At 34.2% G+C, this 23,300-nt stretch carries 16 protein-coding genes; 4 read left to right on the top strand and 12 right to left on the bottom strand.

What is annotated here, in order from left to right:
* Positions 1–141: 141 nt before the first annotated feature.
* Complete coding sequence (locus tag SCB73_RS11110; protein WP_320566323.1) at positions 142–2,061, top strand: ABC-F family ATP-binding cassette domain-containing protein; 1,920 nt, start codon at positions 142–144, stop codon at positions 2,059–2,061.
* A gap of 232 nt (positions 2,062–2,293) precedes the next feature.
* On the opposite strand, the gene SCB73_RS11115 is transcribed toward SCB73_RS11110, so the two are convergent.
* Positions 2,294–3,256, bottom strand: coding sequence for an App1 family protein (locus tag SCB73_RS11115; RefSeq protein WP_320566324.1), 963 nt, complete (start codon positions 3,254–3,256; stop codon positions 2,294–2,296).
* A gap of 62 nt (positions 3,257–3,318) precedes the next feature.
* Between SCB73_RS11115 and SCB73_RS11120 the strand changes: the two genes are divergently transcribed.
* A complete protein-coding gene (locus SCB73_RS11120; protein WP_320566325.1) occupies positions 3,319–4,188 on the top strand; it encodes a diacylglycerol/lipid kinase family protein in 870 nt (289 codons plus the stop codon).
* A gap of 20 nt (positions 4,189–4,208) precedes the next feature.
* On the opposite strand, the gene SCB73_RS11125 is transcribed toward SCB73_RS11120, so the two are convergent.
* Together SCB73_RS11125 and SCB73_RS11130 are read right to left on the bottom strand one after the other, a co-directional pair.
* Entirely contained in the window at positions 4,209–5,354 is a 1,146-nt protein-coding gene (locus SCB73_RS11125) for a peptidogalycan biosysnthesis protein (protein ID WP_320566326.1), read from the bottom strand.
* A gap of 118 nt (positions 5,355–5,472) precedes the next feature.
* Positions 5,473–5,961, bottom strand: coding sequence for a DUF1761 domain-containing protein (locus SCB73_RS11130; RefSeq protein WP_132989447.1), 489 nt, complete (start codon positions 5,959–5,961; stop codon positions 5,473–5,475).
* 181 nt (positions 5,962–6,142) lie between these two features.
* Here SCB73_RS11130 and SCB73_RS11135 point away from each other — a divergent pair, with 181 nt between their 5' ends.
* Positions 6,143–7,039 carry a leucine-rich repeat domain-containing protein gene (locus SCB73_RS11135; RefSeq protein WP_320566327.1) on the top strand — a complete coding sequence of 299 codons (897 nt, stop codon included), beginning with the start codon at positions 6,143–6,145 and terminating at the stop codon, positions 7,037–7,039.
* Between the two features lie 192 nt (positions 7,040–7,231).
* Positions 7,232–7,537: a hypothetical protein gene (locus tag SCB73_RS11140; protein WP_320566328.1), complete on the top strand. Its 306-nt coding sequence runs from the start codon at positions 7,232–7,234 to the stop codon at positions 7,535–7,537.
* A 67-nt stretch (positions 7,538–7,604) separates the two neighbouring features.
* On the opposite strand, the gene SCB73_RS11145 is transcribed toward SCB73_RS11140, so the two are convergent.
* From SCB73_RS11145 to SCB73_RS11185, 9 genes are all read right to left on the bottom strand, one after another.
* On the bottom strand, positions 7,605–8,687 hold the full coding sequence (locus SCB73_RS11145; protein ID WP_320566329.1) for an acyltransferase family protein: 1,083 nt from the start codon (positions 8,685–8,687) through the stop codon (positions 7,605–7,607).
* Between the two features lie 58 nt (positions 8,688–8,745).
* Positions 8,746–9,510 (bottom strand): ThuA domain-containing protein, encoded by a 765-nt coding sequence (locus tag SCB73_RS11150; protein ID WP_320566330.1) that lies wholly within the window; start codon positions 9,508–9,510, stop codon positions 8,746–8,748.
* A 198-nt stretch (positions 9,511–9,708) separates the two neighbouring features.
* Positions 9,709–10,980, bottom strand: a complete 1,272-nt coding sequence (locus SCB73_RS11155; protein ID WP_320566331.1) for an acyltransferase family protein — start codon at positions 10,978–10,980, stop codon at positions 9,709–9,711.
* Between the two features lie 83 nt (positions 10,981–11,063).
* A complete protein-coding gene (locus SCB73_RS11160; protein WP_320566332.1) occupies positions 11,064–14,057 on the bottom strand; it encodes a glycoside hydrolase family 3 N-terminal domain-containing protein in 2,994 nt (997 codons plus the stop codon).
* Between the two features lie 72 nt (positions 14,058–14,129).
* Positions 14,130–15,638: a sodium:solute symporter gene (locus SCB73_RS11165; RefSeq protein WP_320566333.1), complete on the bottom strand. Its 1,509-nt coding sequence runs from the start codon at positions 15,636–15,638 to the stop codon at positions 14,130–14,132.
* A gap of 70 nt (positions 15,639–15,708) precedes the next feature.
* Positions 15,709–16,521, bottom strand: a complete 813-nt coding sequence (murQ, locus tag SCB73_RS11170; protein ID WP_320566334.1) for an N-acetylmuramic acid 6-phosphate etherase — start codon at positions 16,519–16,521, stop codon at positions 15,709–15,711.
* A 124-nt stretch (positions 16,522–16,645) separates the two neighbouring features.
* Positions 16,646–17,839, bottom strand: coding sequence for an exo-beta-N-acetylmuramidase NamZ family protein (locus tag SCB73_RS11175; protein ID WP_320566335.1), 1,194 nt, complete (start codon positions 17,837–17,839; stop codon positions 16,646–16,648).
* Positions 17,840–18,099: 260 nt separating this feature from the next.
* Positions 18,100–19,836 carry a RagB/SusD family nutrient uptake outer membrane protein gene (locus SCB73_RS11180; protein ID WP_320566336.1) on the bottom strand — a complete coding sequence of 579 codons (1,737 nt, stop codon included), beginning with the start codon at positions 19,834–19,836 and terminating at the stop codon, positions 18,100–18,102.
* 31 nt (positions 19,837–19,867) lie between these two features.
* Entirely contained in the window at positions 19,868–23,134 is a 3,267-nt protein-coding gene (locus SCB73_RS11185) for a SusC/RagA family TonB-linked outer membrane protein (protein ID WP_320566337.1), read from the bottom strand.
* Between the last annotated feature and the right edge of the window lie 166 nt (positions 23,135–23,300).

Below are 23,300 nucleotides of genomic sequence, written 5' to 3' on the forward strand. Positions count from 1 at the left end.
AGAATTCTGAAATATTGCCAAAGCAGTCCTTTTCAGTTCCAAAACTTTCAATTAAAAGTTATACTTTTGCACTTTCAAAATTGTGAACAGCAAGTAACTGTTTTACAGTTTTTTTAATTTCTAGATTTTCAGCAATACATTATGCTTAATATACACAATCTTTCAGTTTCTTTTGGTGGGACATATTTATTTGAAGAAGTTACATTTCGTTTAGGCGCCGGCGACCGCGTAGGTCTTGTGGGTAAAAACGGAGCAGGTAAATCGACCATGCTTAAAATGCTGGCGGGTGATTTCAAACCAGATTCAGGCGTTATTTCTCAGGAAAAAGACATCAAAATGGGATTTCTACGTCAAGATATTGATTTTGAACAAGGAAGAACTGTTTTGGAAGAAGCATACGAAGCTTTTACGGAAATTAAAATTGTAGAAAAAAAGCTGGAAGAAATTAATCATCAATTGGTAACCAGAACCGATTATGAAAGTGAGGAATACGGACAAATCATAGAAGATTTATCTGATTACACACATCGTTTTGACCTTCTTGGAGGTTACAATTATGTTGGAGATACAGAGAAAATTCTGCTTGGACTCGGTTTTAAAAGAGAAGTTTTCAATAATCAAACTGAAACATTTTCTGGAGGATGGAGAATGCGTATTGAGCTTGCAAAACTTTTATTGCAGTCTAATGATGTGTTGCTTCTGGATGAGCCAACCAACCACTTAGATATCGAGAGTATTATTTGGTTGGAGAATTTCCTTCGTAATTATCCGGGAGTTGTGGTAATCGTTTCGCACGATAAAATGTTTTTGGACAATGTTACAAACAGAACCATCGAAATTTCTTTAGGAAAAGCATACGATTTCAATAAACCATATACTCAATATTTAGAGTTGCGTCATGAAATTCGCGAAAAACAATTAGCGACGCAAAAAAATCAGCAGAAAAAGATTGAAGAAACTGAAAAGTTAATCGAGAAATTCCGTGCAAAAGCTTCAAAAGCTTCAATGGCACAATCGCTGATTAAAAAATTAGATAAAGTAGAAAGAATTGAAGTTGACGAAGATGACAATTCAGTAATGAATATCTCATTTCCGGTTTCAAAAGAGCCAGGAAAAGTGGTAATCGAAGCAGAACACGTAACAAAAGCTTACGGCGATAAAACGATTCTTAAAGATATCAGTTTATTGGTAGAAAGAGGAAGCAAAATTGCCTTTGTTGGCCAAAACGGACAAGGAAAATCGACTTTTATTAAAGCGTTGGTAAACGAATTTGAATACCAAGGAAACATCAAATTAGGACATAATGTTCAATTAGGATATTTTGCTCAAAATCAGGCAGAATACTTAGACGGAGAAATCACTTTGCTTCAAACAATGGAAGACGCCGCAACCGATACAAACCGAATGAAAGTTCGTGATATGTTGGGTTCATTCTTATTCCGTGGCGATGATGTGGAGAAAAAAGTAAAAGTGCTTTCTGGAGGTGAGCGAAACCGTTTGGCACTTTGCAAATTGTTGTTGCAGCCAATCAATGTTTTGCTGATGGATGAGCCTACAAACCACTTGGATATTAAATCTAAAAACGTTTTAAAAGCGGCGCTTCAAAAATTCGGCGGAACTTTATTATTAGTTTCTCACGACAGGGATTTTCTTCAAGGAATGTCGAATATCGTTTACGAATTCAAAGATCAAAAAATCAAAGAATATCTTGGTGATATCAACTTCTTCTTAGAGCAGCGCAATCTTGAAAACATGCGCGAAGTCGAGAAAAAAGATGTTGTAAAAGCAGCTACTCCAAAAGAGAAAGAAGTTGCTAAAATATCATATGAAGATCAAAAGAAAACAAAAGCGCTTCAAAACAGATTAAGCAAAATCGAAAGTCAGATTCAGCAATTAGAAAAAGACATTCAGCACGACGATAAAATGCTCGAAACGAATTACGACAAACATGTTGAAGATGCTTCATTTTTTACGGCATACAACAAAAAGAAAGCAGATCTAGATCAATTATTAATCGACTGGGAAGTTGTTCAAGAAGAGATCGATAATTTTAATGCTTAATTTTTGTTTCAGGTTTCAGGTTTCAAGTTTTCAAGTTGTAATCTTTACCAGTAAATTTAACCGCAAAGCACGCTAAGTTTTTTATAGTTTGCATTTATAATACGCAAAGTTCGCAAAGCCATATTGATAAAGCTTTGCGAACTTTGCGTTTTATGAAATCTCGTAGATCAAAAAATAGCGTGCTTTGCGGTTAAATATTTATTCAGTTCAAAACCTGAAACCTGAAACAAAACTATTCAATAATCCCAATGGATCGAGAATGTTCAATTGCTTGACTGCTTTCTTTGAAATAACAAACAGAAACATCCAGTGTTTCTAGATTTTTCATGATTTTTTTAACTTCTTCTTTCTGAGATTTGCCAGTTTGCCTGATGTAAACCGCAATTACAGTAACTGGAAATATTTTGCAGATTCTTTCATATAAAACAGGATCATGCTGTGAGTCATCGCCCAGTAAAATATATTTGAGATTAGGGTAAAACTCCAAAACATGTTTTATCTTTTCAAATTTGTGATCGTGATTGCCACGTCCGCTCATGAAAAAATCAGTGATACCTCTTTTAATGTCTTTCAGTAAAATAACTGCTCTCGGTAAATGATTGATTTTGGTAAACTGCACAATAAAACGATACAAATTCCATTCGCTGCTTGAAATATAAAAAAAAGCATTTACTTCTTCTTTATTTTTTCTTCCGGCCGAACTTAAAGCTTGATAATGTGCTACAACATCTTTAAAAACTTTTCGGTCATTTACATTTTTAAACAATAAAATATAAATTTTTCTGAAGATATTCTGTGTGTGCGAAATCAAAAAAGTATCATCAATATCAGAGATAATGCCCAGTTTTCCTGTGTGCGGATGTATGAAACTTCCTTTTGAAGTAATATTTTGTGAGTTATATTTAATGCTCACTTCGTAATTCATCCAACCAAAATGAGTTTCATTTTCAAGTGGAATGCAAAACTTAAAATGTCCGTCGTCTAATGTTTTTGTATGGATTTCTTGGTTGCCATATTTCAAATAAACATCGAAATTTTTAATTGTTTTTATTCGAAACTGATTGATTATGGATTTTGCATTTTTTAGATTTTTCTTCTGAAAATCATATTCGTAGGTTCTTTTAAAAACGTGTCCCATTACAATTAATTCTTCTTCATTGGCATAGCCGCGATATAATTGTAAGATTGGTTTCATTTATTACGTATATTTATGTAACTGTAAATTACTTAATTTAATTGGTTTTTAAAGCTAAAATTTTGAAAAAGAACATTCTATTCGTTGTAAATCCCATTTCTGGCGACCTTGATAAAACTGATTTAATCGAGACGGTTCAGGAATTTGCGGCCATAAATCATTTTAATCTTGAAGTATATGAAACAACCGGAAAAAATGATTTGAGTGAAATCCAGAAAATTTATAATTCACTTTTTCCGGAACGAATTATTGTGGCGGGTGGTGACGGCACGATCAAAATGGTTGCCGAAGCGATGGAAGATTACGACATCATAATCGGGATTTTGCCAGCCGGTTCAGCAAACGGATTGTCAGTCGATTTGAATTTGCCTGTTGGAATAGAAGAAAACCTAAAAATCGCCTTTTTGAGTCATTATATCGAAATGGATATGATTTGCATCAATGGCAAAAAAAGCATTCATTTAAGCGATTTAGGCTTGAATGCCAATTTGGTAAAAAACTACGAGCAAAGCGATGTGCGTGGCTTTTGGGGATACGCCTTGCAGGCTTTTACAACTTTAACCGAATCTGAAGAACCTTTTGTGGCGACGATTTCTGCCAATAATGAAATCGTGAAGCATACTGCCAGAATGATTGTAATAGCCAATTCACAAAAATATGGAACTGGTGTAATCATCAATCCAAATGGTGCTATGAATGATGGAAAATTCGAACTTGTAATTCTAAAAAACCTCGATTTATTATTGATTGGGAAAATTATCACCGGAAATATGCCAATAGACTCTGATGACGTTGTGATTATTTCAACTGACAAAGCGAGTATTAAAACAGATTATCCAGTAAATTTTCAAATTGACGGCGAATATTGTGGCGCACAAACCGATTTAGATATTTATATTTTGCACAAACAAATGAAAATTGCAGTGCCTTAATTGCCATTGAAATTACATCGTTATTTAAACGGATTTCGTTCCTGCCATTCTGTTTTTGGTTCCAAATATTGAAATAATTTGGCAATATTATGATTGATCAAAGCGTTGCTATGTGTGATCAAGCCGTACATTTTTAGTGGTTTTGCACCTACAGAACTCTTTATTTCTAGTGCTGTTCTGGCAAATACAATTGCTTTAAAACCTTGATTAATTGAGTAGGCGATCATGTCATAAAGCATATTTAGATACAGCATTTTTTCACGTTGCAGATTTTCATCATAACCCAGAAAATACGTATCCATTACATTTCCATTCTTGATCAAGGTATTGAATCCGATTAGTTTTTCGTCCAAAAAATAACCATAAAACAAAAAGCCATCTTTCATAATTTCTTTAAAAAAGCTGAAATGATTTCGCGCCAGAAAAAAAGTGTTGAAAGGTGCATTTTTTGCCACGTGAAAATATAAGTCATAAATAACATCTTCATACTGTTTGATATCAGTTAAAGACATTTTCTTTTTAATGATTCCTTCCGATTTTTTGCGGGCACGCTTGTATTGATCTCTATATTTTTTAGACAAAGCATCAATATAATCTTGCTCGTTTTTCCAATTTTCATTGATTTCAAAAACCATATTGGGCTGTGTCGAAAAAGTGTAATTGTTTTTGAATTCAACCTGAAGCGGTTTTATTTCGGAAGCAGTAAAATCTTTAATGCTCGTAATATGCACTTTTTTGCCAGAAGCTCTTAAATCTTTTTTAAGCTGATTGATTGCTTTGTGAAGTGTTTTGACTGCTTTTGAAACTTCTGCATTCTTAGCAAAAGCAAAAGCATTTTGTCCCGTAAGCATATTATTGCCCACAAATAATACATGCGAAGCGAAATTTTTGAAAGCAAAATTGCGCACAGAAGTTTTTAAACATTGATCGCGTTCGCCAAAGGATTCCAACTTTTCAGCAAACAAAAACTGAGTCAGAGCAATTCCTACTAGTTTTTCTTCTTTAAAAATTCCAATAAAATGACAAATCATATTTACTGGACAAGAATTTTCCAGTACTTCGAGATATTCTCGCGTCAAAAAAATGTTTTCTGTTGCAAGCGAATTCCATTCCGACGGAAGTAAGGACGTTCGGTTATAGATTTGAAAGGAATAAGTTGTATTCAAAAGTGTTTGCTAATTTTTTCAAAATTAGATAATATTTGCAATAACTTGTTTGCTTTAAGTTATTATTAAGAAAAACCCGTTTGAGTTTTGGTTTCAAACGGGTTCAGTATATATTGATTTATGCATAAGCACAGATAACTCCGCCCATTAAAGCAAGAGTAACCATCCAGAAGCCTGCATGAATGAAAATATATTTCCAAGATTTTCTTTCAAATAATCCATTAATTCCAATTATTGGAAGAGCAAAGAATAGACCTCCCATAAACCCGTGAAGCGCACCATGTTTAAAGGTGCGATAGGCAGTTCCATAATCAGCCATAAATGCAGCGAATGATGGTTTTGCATTAGCTAGCATTGGTGGTCCACCAACCATTCCAACTGCTCCAGATTGGTGAATGGTTAAAGCCATTAATATCATTGTAGCCATTAACGAAAAGATGTAAGTTAGCCCAAATATTTTGAGCATATTTCCCTTTTGAAGTTCTTCTTGTGTGAAATTGTTTTCTCTCATCCAGATTGTTCCGAATGTTTTTGGGTTGTACCAAATAAATCCAACGACAAGTGGTATTAAGGCAGCTCCAAATAATGCAATAAAGTTAATTTCCATAATATGAGGTTTTTAGAATTAGTTGAGTCAAATTTAGTTAAAAAAAGGACTGAATTTACATTTCTATGTTAAGTAGTAAAAAGGTTGTTAATTGATTTTTTATTAACACTTTATCGACAATTAGTGCATTATATCTAGATAATTATATAATTTTATACCCGTAACAAACCCCAAATCTGTTATGAAAAGCTTTATTACTTTTTTTTTAGCATTCGCTTTTTCACTCAGTTCTTTTGCAGATACTGTTTCAGATAAAGAGAAAGAAGCTTTAATAAAATTATATCATGCAACGAATGGTTTGCAATGGAAAACAAAGTGGGATTTATCGCTTTCTGTTTCGACATGGTATGGCGTTCGTGCTGAAAACGGAAAAGTAGTAGCTTTAGATTTATCAAATAATAACCTGCAAGGCGAATTGCCTGTGGAGTTTTTTGATTTGATAAATTTGGTTCAGGTTAATTTTCAGAAAAATAAATTAGAAGGAAATTTGCCAGACCAGATTCAGAATCTCAAAGAACTTGAAGTTTTAAATGTTTCTGACAATAATTTCTCAGGAGAAATTCCTGCAGCAATTTGTGAGTTGCAAAAACTGAAAGACTTGGAGCTTTTTATGAATAAAATTTCAGGAGAACTGCCTAAAGATCTTGGGAAATTAAAACAGCTGGAAGTTCTTGCCTTGTTTAATAATGAAATTCAAGGCGCGTTGCCAAGTTCTATTTACAAAATTTCGACCCTAAAAACATTGCTTTTAAATGGCAATAAATTATCGGGTAATTTGAGTAGGGAAATTGCGAATTTTAGAGCTTTGGAAAACTTGAGCTTGTTTGACAACAGTTTTGAAGGAGAAATTCCGGACGGACTTGGAAAGCTGCAGCATCTTTCTGAAATGAATCTTTCCTATAATAAATTTAAAGGAGGAGTTTCTAGAAAAATAGCGGTATTAGATGCTTTAAATATGACAATGTTTGATGAAAACGGAAATCTGTTTTTATTAGAAATAAATACTGAGAGACAAAAAATATTACCGAAAATTAATCGTGCTTATGGAATGAATTTTACTCTGAAAAAAGTTGATTAAATATATTTAGTTAATTGCCGAAAACCGTAATTCGTTACGGTTTTTTTTGTTTCTTTTTTTGCGATTTATTGTTTTAACTTTGTGAAAATATTTTAAAAATCTTTTAGTTTTTTTCTTTAACTTTAAAATTAGATTCGGTCATTTGGCTGAAGCCGGAAAGAGAAAAATAATTAACCTTTTAATGTTAAAATTATGACACTGCAATATCAAGGCGAAGAATACGGAAAACCAACGACATTTACGTTAAGAATCATTGGAAACAATTTGTCAAAAAGTAGTTCAAATTATCAAATTGATCTTTTGGTAGGAGATAAAAAATTGCCAACTTTTACAACTGAAATTCATCAAAGTCTTTCTAATTGCTTGAAAGAGATTTATTTGTTTAGAAAACACCACGGAATCAAATTTGACGCTGCTTCAGAGAAAATAGTTTCGCTTTATGTTCCTTACGATAGAGTTTTGTTCAACTATAATAAATACGCTTTGTTTAGAGCTTAAGTTCAAACTTAAAATAAAACAAAAAGACCGTTCATTTGAACGGTCTTTTTGTTTTAGAAGCAAGAAGCTAAAAGGATTGTTTTAGTTTTCTTTTTTCAGTCAAATATTTTCGGATTGGTGTATCAATATAGGTCATGACAAGATAAGCGAAGCCAAGTAAAACTATTGTTCCTACCGCAACGACTGTGTATAATTTCAGACCAGTAAGCTTATATTCGAGATTGTATGAAGCAAATATCCACATAGCGAAATAATGCGTCATGTATAATGGATACGATATATTTCCTGAGAAAATGCAAATTTTTTCTGTTCTTTCAGAAGTTACTGCGCCAGCTCCCAAAGCGACTATTAGTGGGTAGTAAAACAATACAATAAGTGGTTCTGTAATAAAATTTAAATCTGGATTGAATGGATAGATGAAGGTTGGAAATAAAAGAATTGAAAGTCCAATGAATCCAAGCTTTGAAGGAATAATCCATTTAAATCTATAAACCGCCATTCCTGCTAAAAAACAATAGGAAATACGTGCAGCGCCATGCCAAAAAGTATCGCCACCCCAGCCGCCTGAAATGCCTTTTGCATGAACAGAAACACAAACCAGCGCAATTCCTGCGATGAAAGTCAGCAAAAGAATTATTTTGCGAGACAAACGATATAAGAATATGCAGTAAAAAATATTAGCAATATATTCCCAAAATAAAGACCAAGCCGGTGCATTCAATCCGAAATTGTTGTAAAAACGTTCTTTCATTATTGGAAGCGGAATCAGTAACATCGAACAAATAAATAGGAGCAAAATTTCAAAAAAACTTCTGCCTCCAGTATCACCGAATGGCAAAGCAAAATATCCAATCAAGCCTAGAATTGATCCTAAAATAACCAATGGATGCAATCGGATTAAACGCAATTTCAAAAATTCAACAGCGCCAATTTTCCCGATTCTATCATCGTAGGCATACGCAATAACAAATCCTGAGAGGCAAAAGAAAAAATCGACGGCGAGGAAACTATGTGCGAATAAATTTTTGGTATAATCAGAAATTGCGATTTCTAAAAAATGATAAATTACTACGGCTATTGCAGCAACACCTCTTAATCCGTCCAGAATTTGAAAATGTTGTTTAGGTTTAATTGGCTCAGAATCGTTCATGTAAAGTTGGGTTGTAAATTAAAATTGTATGATAATATTTTATTCCTTTTTGTTAAGTTTATTTCCCCATTGCATACATAATTCCTCCAAGCAAATGCTGTACAAAAAGCGGATCGCTGTAACTTTCAGGGCTATGTCCTAATGCGGTATAAAATGCTCTTCCTCCATCATAATCATGATACCACGCGAGAGGATGGTTATTGCCGTGTTTTCCGCCATTATATGATGATTCGTCAATCTTTATGAGCACTTTTACATTGGGATTTAAATATTTGAAATTGTACCATTCGTCTTTTCTTTCCCAAATTTCAGGCAAATGTTTGGTTGATGGATGTTTATGATCCACGACAATAAGTTTCGCGTTTTGAGGCTCTGGATGACCTTCAAAAATACCGCCGATCATTTTGGTGTACCAATCCCAATCGGGTTCACAATTTGTAGCAGAATGAATGCCCACAAAACCGTTTCCTTTTTCAATAAATTGCTGCAAAGCTAATTTTTGTTCTTCGCCTAAAACATTACCCGAAGCACTTAGGAATATTACAGCTTGATATTTTTTCAAATTTTTAGAATTAATTGCCAATGAATCTTCAGTCGCATCTACTAAAAAGTTATTTTCTGATCCTAATTTTTTAATGGCAGCAATTCCTGCTGGAATGCTTTCATGTCTGAAACCATTTGTTTTAGAAAAAATCAAGACTTTTTTTGTTTTTCCAGAATTGATCGGTGCTGTGTTTTTTTGATAAAAAGAGACTAAAAAACAACTCAGCAGCACAATTGCAATGCATGAAATTGATTTTTTTATGGAAGGCAAAATATTCATTTTGAAAGTTTTTATTTTTGGGAAGATAGAAAAATAATTAATTCCGTTGAGAAATATTTTGTGCTGAATGCCACACAAAAAAGATATTTTGTAGAAAAAATGATGTCAAAAACAAAAAAAGCTTCAAGTATTCTTGAAGCTTTTTAAATAACTAACACAAACAGAAATTTAAATTTGCTTATCGTTACGCAGTAACTTTTAAACTTTAAAAATCAGTTTCTTTTTATAGAAAATCCACAAAATAATAGACCAGAAAACGGCATACAACAAAGCATAAGCCAGCGATGCATTCAATGGGTTTTCGAAACATGGAGCGAGTCCGTGTTTATAGATATAAGTTTGAAAGCTGATTTCTTCTCCAGCAGTTTCTGGATTGGCAATTTTTATAGCGCTTAAAACTCTCGGAATTATTCCAGAAAAGAAAAATACAATCATTGGGTTTACGCCCCAAATCAAGAACAATTTGGTCCATTTCTTGTATCCTTGAATATCGATTATGTAATATAAAATCGTTAAACAGATTGTCGCAATTCCGGCCGTATATAAAACGTAAGAACTTGTCCAAAGCGATTTGTTGATAGGGAAAAAGATGTTCCAAAACAAACCTCCAATTAATAAAACGGTTCCTGTAATAGCCGTTTTTTTCACAATTTCGATTTTGTCAATTGACAAGTTCAAAAGCTGTCCAATGTACATTCCTAAAATTCCAGTTCCGATTGCAGGCAACGTACTCAAAATTCCTTCCGGATCCCAAGTTTTAGACGATGCCCATAAATGACCGTTTAAAAGTGTATCGTCGATCCAAGCAGCTAAATTTGTTCCTTTGTCGAAATTCGCAGTGCCAAATCCCGGAACGGGAACAAAAGCCATCAAAAGCCAATATCCAATTAATAGTGTCGCTAAAACTAAAAGTTGTGTTTTTAAATTTGTCTTTAAATACAAAATAGAGGTGAAGAAATACACAATTGCAATTCGCTGCAAAACGCCCGGAATTCGTGTATCTTCAAAATGTTCCAAGCCACTAAAAGCTAGAGAAAGCAATAGGATGAAAATTCCAACTGCAAGAATGGTTTTCACTTTCATTGAAAAGTTTCCTAATAGTGCATAAGCAACTCCAAAAGCAATAACCAATCTCACGCCTAACAACGGAATTCCTTCTAAACCAAATAAATGAATTCTGCTGAAAATGCTTAAAAACAATCCCAAACAGAAAATTCGAAGTGAGCGAACTAAGATTTTATTGAAAGTACTTCCGTCAAACTGTTTTACGGGCATTGCGAAAGGTATTGCAGTTCCCATTATAAAAACGAAAAACGGGAAAACTAAATCGGTAGGAGTACAGCCGTGCCATTCAGCGTGTTCTAAAGGCGCATAAATAGAATCCCAGCTTCCTGGATTATTGACAATCGTCATTAAGAAGATGGTAAATCCTCTAAAGACATCGAGTGAGGTTAAACGTTCTTTTGTCATTGGGTTTTATGGTTTATGGTTGATAGTTTATGGTTGATGGTTTGGAGTTTATAGTTTGGAATTTGGAATTTAAAATTTGGAGTTTATTTGATAATTGCATCTTGAATTATCTGTTGAATTTCTTCTCTGATTTTTCCTTTGGCTAATTTATTTTCATCGTTAACTACTTCTGGATACGTTCTGTTGGATAAGAAAACATAAACAATTTCGGTTTCTGGATCTGCCCAAGCCATGTTTCCTGTAAAGCCTGTGTGCCCAAAACTTGTTTCAGAAACACAATCGCAAGTTGGCCCGCCTTTGTGGACTCTTTTATCAAATCCTAAACCTCTTAATACACCTTGATTTTTGTAATAGCAAGTATTAAAAGCATCAAAAGTTTGAGGAGAAAAATATTGAATGCCACCGTAATTTCCCTTCTGTAAATACATTTGCATCATTTTAGCAACATCCATACTGTTCGAAAAAATTCCAGCGTGACCTGCAACGCCACCTTCCATTGCTGCCGCCATATCGTGTACATAACCTTGAATGACCTGATGTCTGAAATAATTATCAATTTCAGTTGGCGCAATATTGCTTTTGTCAAATTTGTCTAAAGGATTGTAGAGCGTATAGGTCATTCCTAATGTGCTGTAGAAATTTTCTTTACTCAAATCTTCCAGTTTTTTATGTGTTTTTCTTTCTAAATATTCTTTCAGAATGATAAAAGTAAAATCGCTGTATTTGTATTCTTTTTTAGGAGAAACAGGACTTTTGGCAATTATTTTCATGATTGTGTCATGATAGTCATTTCGAAGGTAAAGGCTGTCAGCTACTTTTGTTGTGAAACCATTCTCAGCTATTTTTCGATAGTATTTTTGAGAAGGTTTAGTATTAGCATCTAAAGTTGCTTTGTAAAACGGAATCCAGGCTTGAAGGCCAGCATAATGATTCAGCAAATCTTTGAAAGTGATATTTTCTTTGTTTGTTTTAGCAAAAAACGGCACCATATCTTTTAGTTTGGTGTCCAGCGTTACTTTGTTTTTATCGTACAATTGCATCACATTTGGCAGAGTCGAAATCATTTTTGAAATCGAAGCCACGTCATATAAATCTGAATTGGTTACTGTTTTCCCGTTGTCATAAGTTTGAGTTCCATACGATTTCTGAAAAATTACGCTTCCTTTTCTTGCCACTAAAACCTGCATTCCTGGTGTCATTTTTCCGTCAATTGCTTTTTGTGCTACAGCATCAATTTTAGACAAAATAGCTGGATTCATATTTACATTTTCTGGAGCTGTAAATGCTAATCGATTTAGTTTTTCTGTAGTTAGACCATCATTTACATGAAAAGCATCATTAATCGAAACAGGCAGTTTTCCTTTAGCTTCAATGGCTCCAAAAAGCAATTCTGCAGAAACTACTTGGCTAATATCCGAGTTTTGGTAGGAAACTACTAAACCTTCAATATCATCAAAGTTATCAATTGACAGAAGTGAATACGGTTTGGCAAAAACATCCAAAATCACTCTGTTGTGCTTTGCAATTTCTTTCAGCCAAAGCATTTCTTGTAGCGTGAATTCTTGTTTTTCCCAAGGCTTATTTACTTTATGAAAGCTGATAATAACCTTGTCAAACTTTTTTAATTCACTATTCAAACTGTCAAGATTGGTGTCTTTAACTTCTGTAATATCAGTGTATTTTTTTAAAGTAGAAATGAAAGTGCTGTTGGTATCTTCACCCAATTTTACGTAAGCAATTTTTTCGCTTAAATCTTTTATTGGAAGTACTTCTTTTTCATTTTTTAAAACGGTAATTGCATTTTCATACAATTTATAATGCAAAGCATCATTTTGCGTCGGATTCAAATCTTCATACAAATTATTTAAATCAATTGGTTTGTATTTGTTCAATCCTGCTTTGTATTTATAGTGCAATATTTTTTTTACAGAATGTGCTAGACGTTCTTCTGTAATTACTTTTTCGTTGTAAGCCACTTCTAGTTTTTGAAAAGCGACAGGCACATTTTCTGGGCAAAGCAAAATATCATTTCCAGCTAAAATTACGGCTATTTCCAAATCGCCTGGACCTTTGAAATTAGCTGCGCCTTTCATCGCTAAACCATCAGTAAAAATCAATCCGTTGAAGGCTAATTCTTTTTGAAGCAGGTTCGTAACGACATTATAAGAAGCCGAAGAAGGACAATTTGGCTGTGATTCTAAACTCGGGATATTAAGATGCGCAACCATTACAGAAGCTAAACCTTCGTCGAATAATTTTTTGTATGGATATAATTCTACCAATTCTAGTCTGTCTTTAGAAAAATTAACGGTAGGCAAAGCTTTATGCGAATCGGTTGAAGTGTCGCCATGTCCAGGAAAATGTTTTCCAGTGCAGAAAACGCCGTTTCCTTGAATTCCTTTCATCAAGGCAATCGCTTTTTCGCTTACGTTTACTTTATCTTCACCAAAAGAACGGTTTCCGATAATTGGGTTTTTAGGGTTTGTATTAATATCTAAAACAGGAGCGAAGTTGAAATGAACACCGATTCTTTTGTTTTCGGTGGCCATATTTTTTCCCACTTTTTCAATTAAGCTCAAATCTTGAATCGCACCCAGAGTCATGTTCCAAGGATAACGATAAGTTGAATCCAAACGCATGGCTAATCCCCATTCGGCATCAATACCAATCATCAAAGGAACTTTTGATTTTGATTGATACAAATTGGTCAATTTTGCCTGACGAACGGGTCCGCCTTGAAAGAAAATAACATTTCCTATTTTGTAATCTTCAATAAGTTTGCTGATTTGATTAACGTGTGCAGAATCTTTATTAGAATAAGCAGAAACCATAAATAGCTGACCAATTTTTTCCTGAACCGTCATTTTGTTGTAAATGCTGTCGACCCAAGCCGTTTCCTGATCAGAATCTTTAAAGAATGTCTTTTTTTCAGCGGTATTTTTTTGGACATAAACAACCGTGTCCTTCAAAGGAATGCCTTTTTTGGAATCGGTTACGCTGTTTTTTTTAGAAGCACAATTGGTAATTAAAAATATAAAAGAGGCGTATAAACTGATTTTTATGAATGAATTTTTCATGTGATTTTTTTTAAAATCAAATTTGAATTTTAGCATCAAATCCAAATCGATTAATCAATATTGAAAAGCTGATTAGAAGCTTATTTTGTCACTCGTTTTGGAGCTTGTAATGTATAAACCTAAATACGTTATTAATCCGTTTAGTACGATTAATTCGTTATCAAAAACATATCCTGCAAAAAGCAATTTCGAGTTTTCATTTATTAGATAAGTGAAAAATGGTGATAACAAACAGATTATCGGTACGAGTTTGTCATGGACATTTCTAGATTTTTGGAACAAGCCAAAAGCATATAATCCTAGCAACGGCCCATAAGTGTACGAAGCGACTTTAAAGATCATTCCCACAACAGAACTGTCGTTTATTGCATTAAAAACCAAGATGATAAAAAACACTAAAACTGAGAAACTGATGTGTACTAAATGTCTAATTTTTACCGTGTTTTTTTTGTGACTGTTTTCTGCTTTGTCCATTCCTAAAAAGTCAACACAGAAAGAAGTTGTTAAAGCTGTTAATGCCGAATCTGTAGTAGCAAAAGTGGCAGCAATGATTCCTAATAAAAAGACAATTGCAGGAATTAGCGCTAAATGATTTAAGGCAATTTCTGGAAATAGTAAATCGGTTCTTGGTTTTCCTGTAACCAAATCAGTTGGAATTGAAATGCCGTTTTTGTTTGCGTAGATGTACAAAAGCGCTCCAACGCTCAAAAAGAAAATATTGATTACTACAAATATTCCTGTAAAAGTGAACATGTTTTTTTGCGCTTCGCCAATGTTTTTGCAGCTCAGGTTTTTTTGCATTAAATCCTGATCCAAGCCTGTCATGGCAATCGTTACAAACATTCCGCCTATAATTTGTTTTATGAAATGGAATTTGCTTCCCATAAAATCATCGAAGAAAAATATCTTAGAATAATTGCTGTTTTTCACTTCTTCAAAAGCGCTGATGGCACTTAAATCCATTCGGTCGCAAATGAAATAAATGGTTAAGAAAACCGAAGTAACCAAGAAGAATGTCTGCAGAGTATCCGTAATAATAATCGTTTTTAGTCCGCCTCTGTACGTGTACGAGAAAATAAGCAATAAAGAAATCAAAACGGTAAAAGCAAACGGAACATGATAGAAATCAAAGACAAAACGCTGTAAAACAATAACAACCAAATAAAGTCTGAATGCCGAGCTGATTGTTCTGCTGATCAGGAAAATAGAAGCCGCTGTTTTATAACTGAAAATACCCATTCTGTGCTCGATATAACTGTAAATCGAAGTCAGATTCATTCTGTAATACAGAGGCAGCAATAATTTTGTAATTACAATAAAACCGAGTGCGTTTCCTAAAACAAACTGAAAATATTTGAATTGTTCACCACTTGCTGCACCAACCTCGCCCGGAACCGATATGAAAGTAACTCCAGAAAGAGCCGTTCCAATCATCCCGAAAGCAACTAAATACCATTTTGAATTTTTATTGGCAGTAAAAAAAGCTTGATTGCCGCTATCTTTCTTGCTTACTCTGTGCGAGATATAGAATAATGTTCCGAAATAAATGATAATTAAGAGAAGGATGGTGCTTGGTGTCATTTTGTTTTTTGGTGTTTGATTCTTTTATAAAACTATAAAAGATTTTAAATAGTTTCGGTTTTGCAGATTTTTATTTTTGTGCCTGTAAAACTGCTCGTACGCTTTTGTGTTTATGCAATAATTCTTCGGCTAAATCATATTCGATATCCAGCTCTTCCATGATCATTTTGATACCTCGTTTTACCAGTTTTTCATTTGAAAGCTGCATATCAACCATTTTGTTGCCTTTCACTTTTCCTAATTTAATCATTACTGAAGTAGAGATCATGTTTAGGGTCAGTTTTTGAGCCGTTCCCGATTTCATTCTTGTACTTCCAGTTAAAAATTCTGGGCCTACAATTAATTCAATAGGATAATCTGCTTCTTGAGCAATAAGTCCATTGCTGATACAAGAAATACTTCCTGTTTTTACGTTGTGTTCTTTGGCTTTTTTCAGAGCTCCTAAAACATAAGGCGTGTTTCCAGAAGCCGCAATTCCGATAATGAAATCAAGACTTGAGATTTCAAATTTTTCTAAATCTTTCCAAGCTTGCTCGGTGTCATCTTCAGCATTTTCAACTGCTTTTCTAATAGCAGTGTCGCCACCAGCAATAATTCCGATGATCATATCATGTGGCACGCCAAAAGTCGGCGGACATTCTGATGCATCTAAAATTCCGATTCTTCCTGAAGTTCCTGCTCCAATATAAAATAATCGGCCACCCAATTGCATTTTCTTGACAATTGCTTTAACGAGTTTTTCAATTTTAGGAATTTGTTCTTCAATAATATTCGGTACTTTTTTGTCTTCTGTATTAATGTTTGTAAGAAGTTCTTTCACGCTCATTTGATCCAAATCTTTGTACAAAGATTCTTGTTCAGTTTCAGGATTTTTATTTTTCATTTTTCTCTTTTTTTTTGATTTTTGAAACCAAATTCTTTCGAATAAGGACTTCGTTTTTTTGCATTAATAGTCTCTATTTTATTGAAAAAATAGTGGAATTCGTGTGAATTATTGAATTAAGGGATTATTTGTAAATCAGGTATTTTGTTCGCATTTTTTTGAAAGCTTCCAAGTCTTTCTGCCAAGTTTTTCTTATGGCAACTTCAGAAACACCGCTTTCAATTTGCTGTTGTAATTTTTTTGTTCCTGCAAGCTTGGTAAAAAAAGCATTGAAGAATTTTGTTTTGTCGCTCGTATTTTGATACGCTTTAATCAACCATTTTAATTCGAGTTGTTTTAGTTTTGGATATTTTGTTAAATCCTCACCAAAACATTCTTTTCCGTTGTATAAAGGATCTTTTGCGCCAAAATTTGGTTTCGGCGTAAAGCGGAAATTGGTTTTGGCTAAATAGGGCGAGCCATAAATTTGAAATTGTGTTTCAGTGCCACGGCCCACGCTTACATTTGTTCCTTCAAAAAGGCATAAACTCGCATAAAGATTGATTGATTGGTCATTCGGCAAATTCGGAGATGGTTTAACCAATAAGCTGTAAGGCATTGTGCGTTTATAATCCAAACATGGAATAACAGTTAATTTGCATTGCGCACCATCCTTCAGCCATTTTTCACCATTTACCATTTGTGCATATTCTCCAATCGTCAGACCGTGGAGAAGCGGAATAGGGTGCATGCCGACAAAACTTGTAAATTCTTTTTCTAAAAGCGGACCGTCAACGATGGAACCATTCGGATTTGGTCTGTCAAAAACAATAAGCGGAACGTTATTTTCTGCGCAAGCTTCCATCACATAATGAAGCGAAGAAATATAAGTATAGAATCGTGCACCAACATCTTGCAGGTCAAAAATCATGACGTCAATTCCTGCTAATTGCGCTGGTTTTGGCTTTTTATTGTCGCCGTAAAGTGAAATAATTGGCAAACCGGTTTTTGGATCTTTTCCGTCAACAACATGTTCGCCTGCATCAGCAGTTCCTCTGAACCCGTGTTCTGGAGCAAAAATAGTCTGAATGGCGATTTTTTTCTCTAAAAGAAAATCAACCACATGTGTTTTGTCAGACAAGATTCCAGTTTGATTCGTCACAATTCCAACTTTTTTATCTTTTAAAATCGGAAGATATTTTTCGTAATTATCTGCACCAGTTTTAATTACAGAAGCATTGATTTCCAATGAATTCTGATTTTGAATTGTTGAAGAATGAGACGGAATACAAAATAGAAATGCCGCAACAAAAGCGCTTTTTGCTATAAATTTTATCATTTTAAATACAGTTAATTGTTAAGACAAAAAAATTGACAAAATAAAATTAAGATTTTATCGGGATGTATATGAATGTTTTAGGTAGATTGGGGGAAATCTAAAAACTAATATTGTATGGCCTGAATTATTCAGGTGAGAATCTTATTTTGTCTTTTTGTCTGTCACGATGTGTTTAAAAAAGAATGTTTTTTAAATACTGCCCCCAAAAAACATGAAATTTTGGAGGCAGTTTTACTATTGATTTTTCAGTTTTTACTGAATTACCAGCCTGGGTTTTGTTTTAATGTTACACCTTCAGCCAAGTACAAATTGATGTCATTTGTTGGAATTGCACTTAGGTAATTTTTAGGTGATACAAACAATCTTGTTACACCTGCTGCGTAAGGAATTACATATCCTTGTGCATTTACTTTTGTTTTAGTATTTCCGCCTATCAAAGAAACTATTCTAGCTCCTAAAATAACATCTGGATTAGCATTAGTGTCTAAATAATCTCCTTTTTTCCAACGAATAAGATCTTCTTTTCTCATAGAAGTCCAGCTCATGAACTCAATTCTGCGCTCACGACGAATCTCATATATAATTGGACTAACAATTCCGCTTATTTGCTCTAACGCAGATGTTCTTTGCGGATCATCGATTTGTACACCATTAGCAAAAGCATTTGTGCCATCTGTAGTCAAAATAGCTATTCCTGCACGTGTACGAACTTTGTTGATTGATAAATTAAGATCGTTGTTAGTAATTGTGCCTAATTCAGCACAAGCTTCAGCATAATTCAAATAAACCTCGCTTAGTGTAAAGATAGGTGCATCAATTTGATTTTGTCCAATTGTTGTAACCTCTGTACCTGTTGCAGCTGGGTTATTGTATAGTTGAATTACATAACCTGTTATAGAGGTCAAACCATTGAAAGGTTTGTCAGAATAAGCATAATCTACATTGCTGAAAGCTTTAGCAAATCTTGGATCTCTGTTGGCAAATGTATTGGCAATAGTAGCATCACCTAAATATTGAGCATTTCCTGCTTGTTTGATAGGCAATCCATTTGTAGTTACATAACTTTCTGCAGCGAATTTTGTCAATCCGTTTTGAACAGTAGAGGTATTGGTGTACGCTTGAATTCCATTTCCTAAAACACCTTTAATGTATCTTTTTGTCAAAATTACTTCACTGTTTCCTAATAGCTCAAGAGAATTGTAAAGTGCTTTCCAATCTGCATTTAATTTATAAGAATTGTTGTTCATTACAGCTAAAGAAGCATCTTTTGCTTTTTGAAGATAAGCATTTCCATTTTGACCTAGATTGTATTTTCTGTAAGTACCTTCAGTTAAACATACTTTGCTTAATAATGCATAAGCAGTGTATTTGTTTACTGTAATATTACTGTCATCAACGTTTAATAACATTGGAATTGCTTCTTCCAAATCTTTAATAACATTGTCCATAACTTCTGCTCTTGAAGAAGCTGGTTTGTATACATTAGGATCGCTTTGAGCTAAATATTTATCTGTATACGGTACATCGCCAAATTGCTGTGCTAAACGGAAATAGGTATTAGCTCTAAAAAACTTTGCAACACCTATATAGTGATTTTTCTTCACCTGATCCATAGGTACATTTGGTACTCTTTCTAGCATCAAGTTACAACGGCGAATCAAAGTGTAATATTCGTTCCAGTTTGCGTTAGTTGCATTTGCAGCAGTTGGAAAGTTCGTAAAAACGTTCATTGCCAAGTTGTCATCTATTAATCCGGTAGACGTAGCGTGGAAGTAAAAGTCGGCCGTAGTACCAGCATTATTTCCGTACCCATTGAAGGTATTATAGTTTAGCCAAGAATATGTTTTTACGTTATTTTCTGAAGTCCAAAAATTGTCGTCTGTAAACACATCTTCTGGAGGTGTATCCAAAAAATCTGAACAGCTAACAGCTAGACTCGCAAAAGTTAGCAAGGCCACTGATAGTTTTATCCTAGAGTTTATTATTAGTTTTCTCATTTTGATTAATTTTTAATTTTTAATACCTTATTTAGAACGCAATTTGGACACCAAATGACCATGTTTTAGAGTAAGGGAAAGTTCTTCCCCAAGCTGCTTCAGTTTCATTGATTTCAGGATCTACTGGTAATTTGCTGCTTTTCCAAGTAACTAAGTTTAATGCTGAAATATACGGTCTAATTTTGTCGATGCCAGCTTTTTGAGTAATGCTTTTAGGAATTGTATATCCAAGCGTTACTGATTTTAAACGTAAATAAGACATGTCTAACAAATAGCGTGATTGCGCCACAAAGTTGTTTGATCCAGGTGCATAAGCTCCAAAAGCATTTCCTGAATGTCCTGGGTATGGATTAGGGAAATAAGCATCTGTGTTTTGTGGTGTCCAGTAATCATTCTGGTTCACATACATAGCATCAGTTCTGTTATAGAAAGGTAAGATTAGATCTGAAGTTGCCCAATATTGACGTTTACCTACTCCTTGGAAGAAAGCATCAATATCAAATCCATATAAAGCACTTCCAAGACGGATTCCGTATTGGTAACGAGGCGTTGTATTACCAATTACTTTTAAATCTCCTGGCTTAAGAGCTGTTCCATCTCCTCTTGTGATTACTCCGTCTCCATCTAAATCTTTGTACATTACATCTCCAGCGCCAAATTTGAAAGCACCTGTTCTTACGTTTTTATAATCAACGCCATTTACGATTAATCCTGTAGCATCAACTTGATCTGTAGATTGAATTAAGCGGTCTGTTTCTAATCCCCAGATTTCGCCTAATTTTTGACCTGCATAAAAAGATCCTAAAAGTTTAGAAGAGTTGTTCCATTCTGTTACTTCAGTAGTATTGTCAGAAAGGGTAAGATCAGCATAAACATTGATATCTTTGTTTATTTGTTTATTAAAGTTAAGCGCTAACTCCCAACCAGTTGTTCTTAAATTTCCTGAGTTTGTATTCGCTGCAGTTTGACCAAATGAACCTGGAAGTGTTTTTCCTGGAGCTAACATTCCTTTAGTATCACGTTGGTAATAATCAAATGTTAAACCTAACATATTAAAGATACGAATATCAATACCAATATCTTGAGTAGTTACTTTTTCCCAAGTTAAATTAGGGTCAACATTTGAAGGTTGATTAACAGAAGGAGGAATAGTTGAACCACTACCTAGCCAAAAAGGATTAGAGTTGGTCATAGTTGGCAAAAAGGCATTGGCAGCAATATTTTGATTTCCGATTGAACCAACAGATCCACGGATTTTCAAATCATTTAACCAGCTTTTTGTGCTTTCCATGAAACTTTCTTCCGAAATTCTATATCCAACAGAAGCAGAAGGGAAGAATCCCCATTGCTCATCTGAAGGGAATTTTGACGAACCGTCATAACGTCCATTTAGTTCCAATAAATATTTTCCTTTGTAATCATAATTCACACGTGCAAAGAAACCAGCAATTGCATATCTTGATAAACCTGGATTTAAAATGTCATTAGACGAAAGAGGCGAAGTAAATTGATCACCAATAGCTAAGTTAAATTCTGGTTTTGTTTTGTCTAGAAGTGTATTTCTACGAGCATACGTTCTTTCGAAATCATACCATTCTGAGTTCAAACCACCTAATACCTTGAAGTTGTGGCCTTCTCCTAATGTTTTAGTATAATTTCCAAAAATGTTTGCTACATTTCTTGTATATGATGATTTAGCTTGTGCCACAAAATCGTTTGCACTTTCCATCATGGTAGGTTTTCCTGCAACTAAGTCGGCAGCACTTGTCCACCAGTCCCAAAGAGGTATTTGCCCACCGTTCATTTTTAGGCTTGAGAAATTATTGTTGATACTGTATTCTCCAACGATATTAAAGTCTTTCGTGATTTGAGCAGTAAGTCTTCCACTGATCCTCATATCATTTGACTTGCTTTCGTTTTGACTTGCGTTTGCCATATATCCTGGCGCATGTCTGAAATAAGTACCATTGTAAGTACCGTAAGGGAAATAAGAACCCCAACGCATGTAATATCCAAAATATCCGTTACCAGCAGTATCAAGACCACTATTATAGTAGTTGAAAGGAGAGTCATATTCTTGGAAAGTTCCTAATACTTTAAAGTCTCCTGTAAGCCAGCTCGCCAATTGTGTTGTAAATCCAAGATTAAGATTGAATCTTTGGTTAGTCTCGTTATTGATTTTCATCACACCTTCTTGATTAGCAAGTCCTAACGAAACAATAAACGAACTCTTATCGCCCAAAGAACCTTGAGCTGATAAGTTATGAAGCGTTTGTAATGAATTCTTTTTCAACATTTCATCATGCGGATTCCAAATTCTGTAGAAATATTCTTTTCCGCCAATCACGTCAAAATCTTCTCCTAAGATCATGTTTTTATTGTTAGGATCTCTTGTTGCGGCATATTTTTCTTTCCAGTTGATGATTCCAGGCAATAATGTTTTGTAGTTCATACCAAAAGATTCTGGATTTGCATTACCAGCTCTGGCTTGTGCATCGATCATTGCAGGAAGTTCCACAGTAGGATCATTAAATTGAACCAAAGAAATAGGGTTGCTTATTGCCACATTGTTACTGTAGGCGAATCGTACTTTTCCTTTAGCATTTTTACCGCTTTTAGTAGTAATTAAGATAACTCCAAATGCAGCACGTGCACCATAAATAGAAGCAGAAGCGGCATCTTTAAGTACAGACATCGATTCTACGTCTTCTGCATTTAGCATTGACAAATCGCCAGGAACACCATCCACTAAAATAAGTGGCGATCCTGTAGCTACTCCATTAACAATAGTTCCAGCTCCACGAATGTTCACATTTGATCCCTTGCTTATGTTACCTGAATTATAAGTAATGTTAAGCCCAGGAGTTGTTCCTTGTAAACCTTTTGTGATATCTGTAATAGGAATGCTTCCTAAAGCTTTTTTTACATCTACTTTAGCAACAGCACCTGTAAGATTTGCTTTTTTCTGAGAAGAGAATCCCACAACAACTACTTCATCCAATTTTGCAGTAGCCGCTGCAAGAGAAATGTTAAGTTTTTGTTGTCCTTCAATTTTTACTACCTGAGTTTCAGAACCCATGTAGCTAAAGCTTAGCGATTGTCCCTGCGCTACGTTGATGCTGAAGTTTCCATCAAAATCAGTAGTTGTACCGTTTGGAGTTCCCTGAATCACTACGCTGACTCCCGGTATGGGAAAACCGTCTGCTTTGTTTTTAACAGTTCCAGTAATTGTTTTTGTTTGCCCAAATGTCACTTGAATGAACAAAACCAACAATGAAATAAGGAATAATTTTTTCATAATAATCTGGTTTTTTTTATGGTTGTTGAGCAAATATATTTATTTATTGCATACAATTGCATTTTTTTGTCTTTTTTTTCTAAAATTAACTCAAATAACGCAAAATAACGCAAAATATAATGTTTTAATTAGGCTGCGTTAATAATTAAAATCTTTTAATTTGCGG

The organism is Flavobacterium sp. KACC 22761 (assembly GCF_034058155.1).
In the GTDB taxonomy this organism is placed as follows: domain Bacteria; phylum Bacteroidota; class Bacteroidia; order Flavobacteriales; family Flavobacteriaceae; genus Flavobacterium.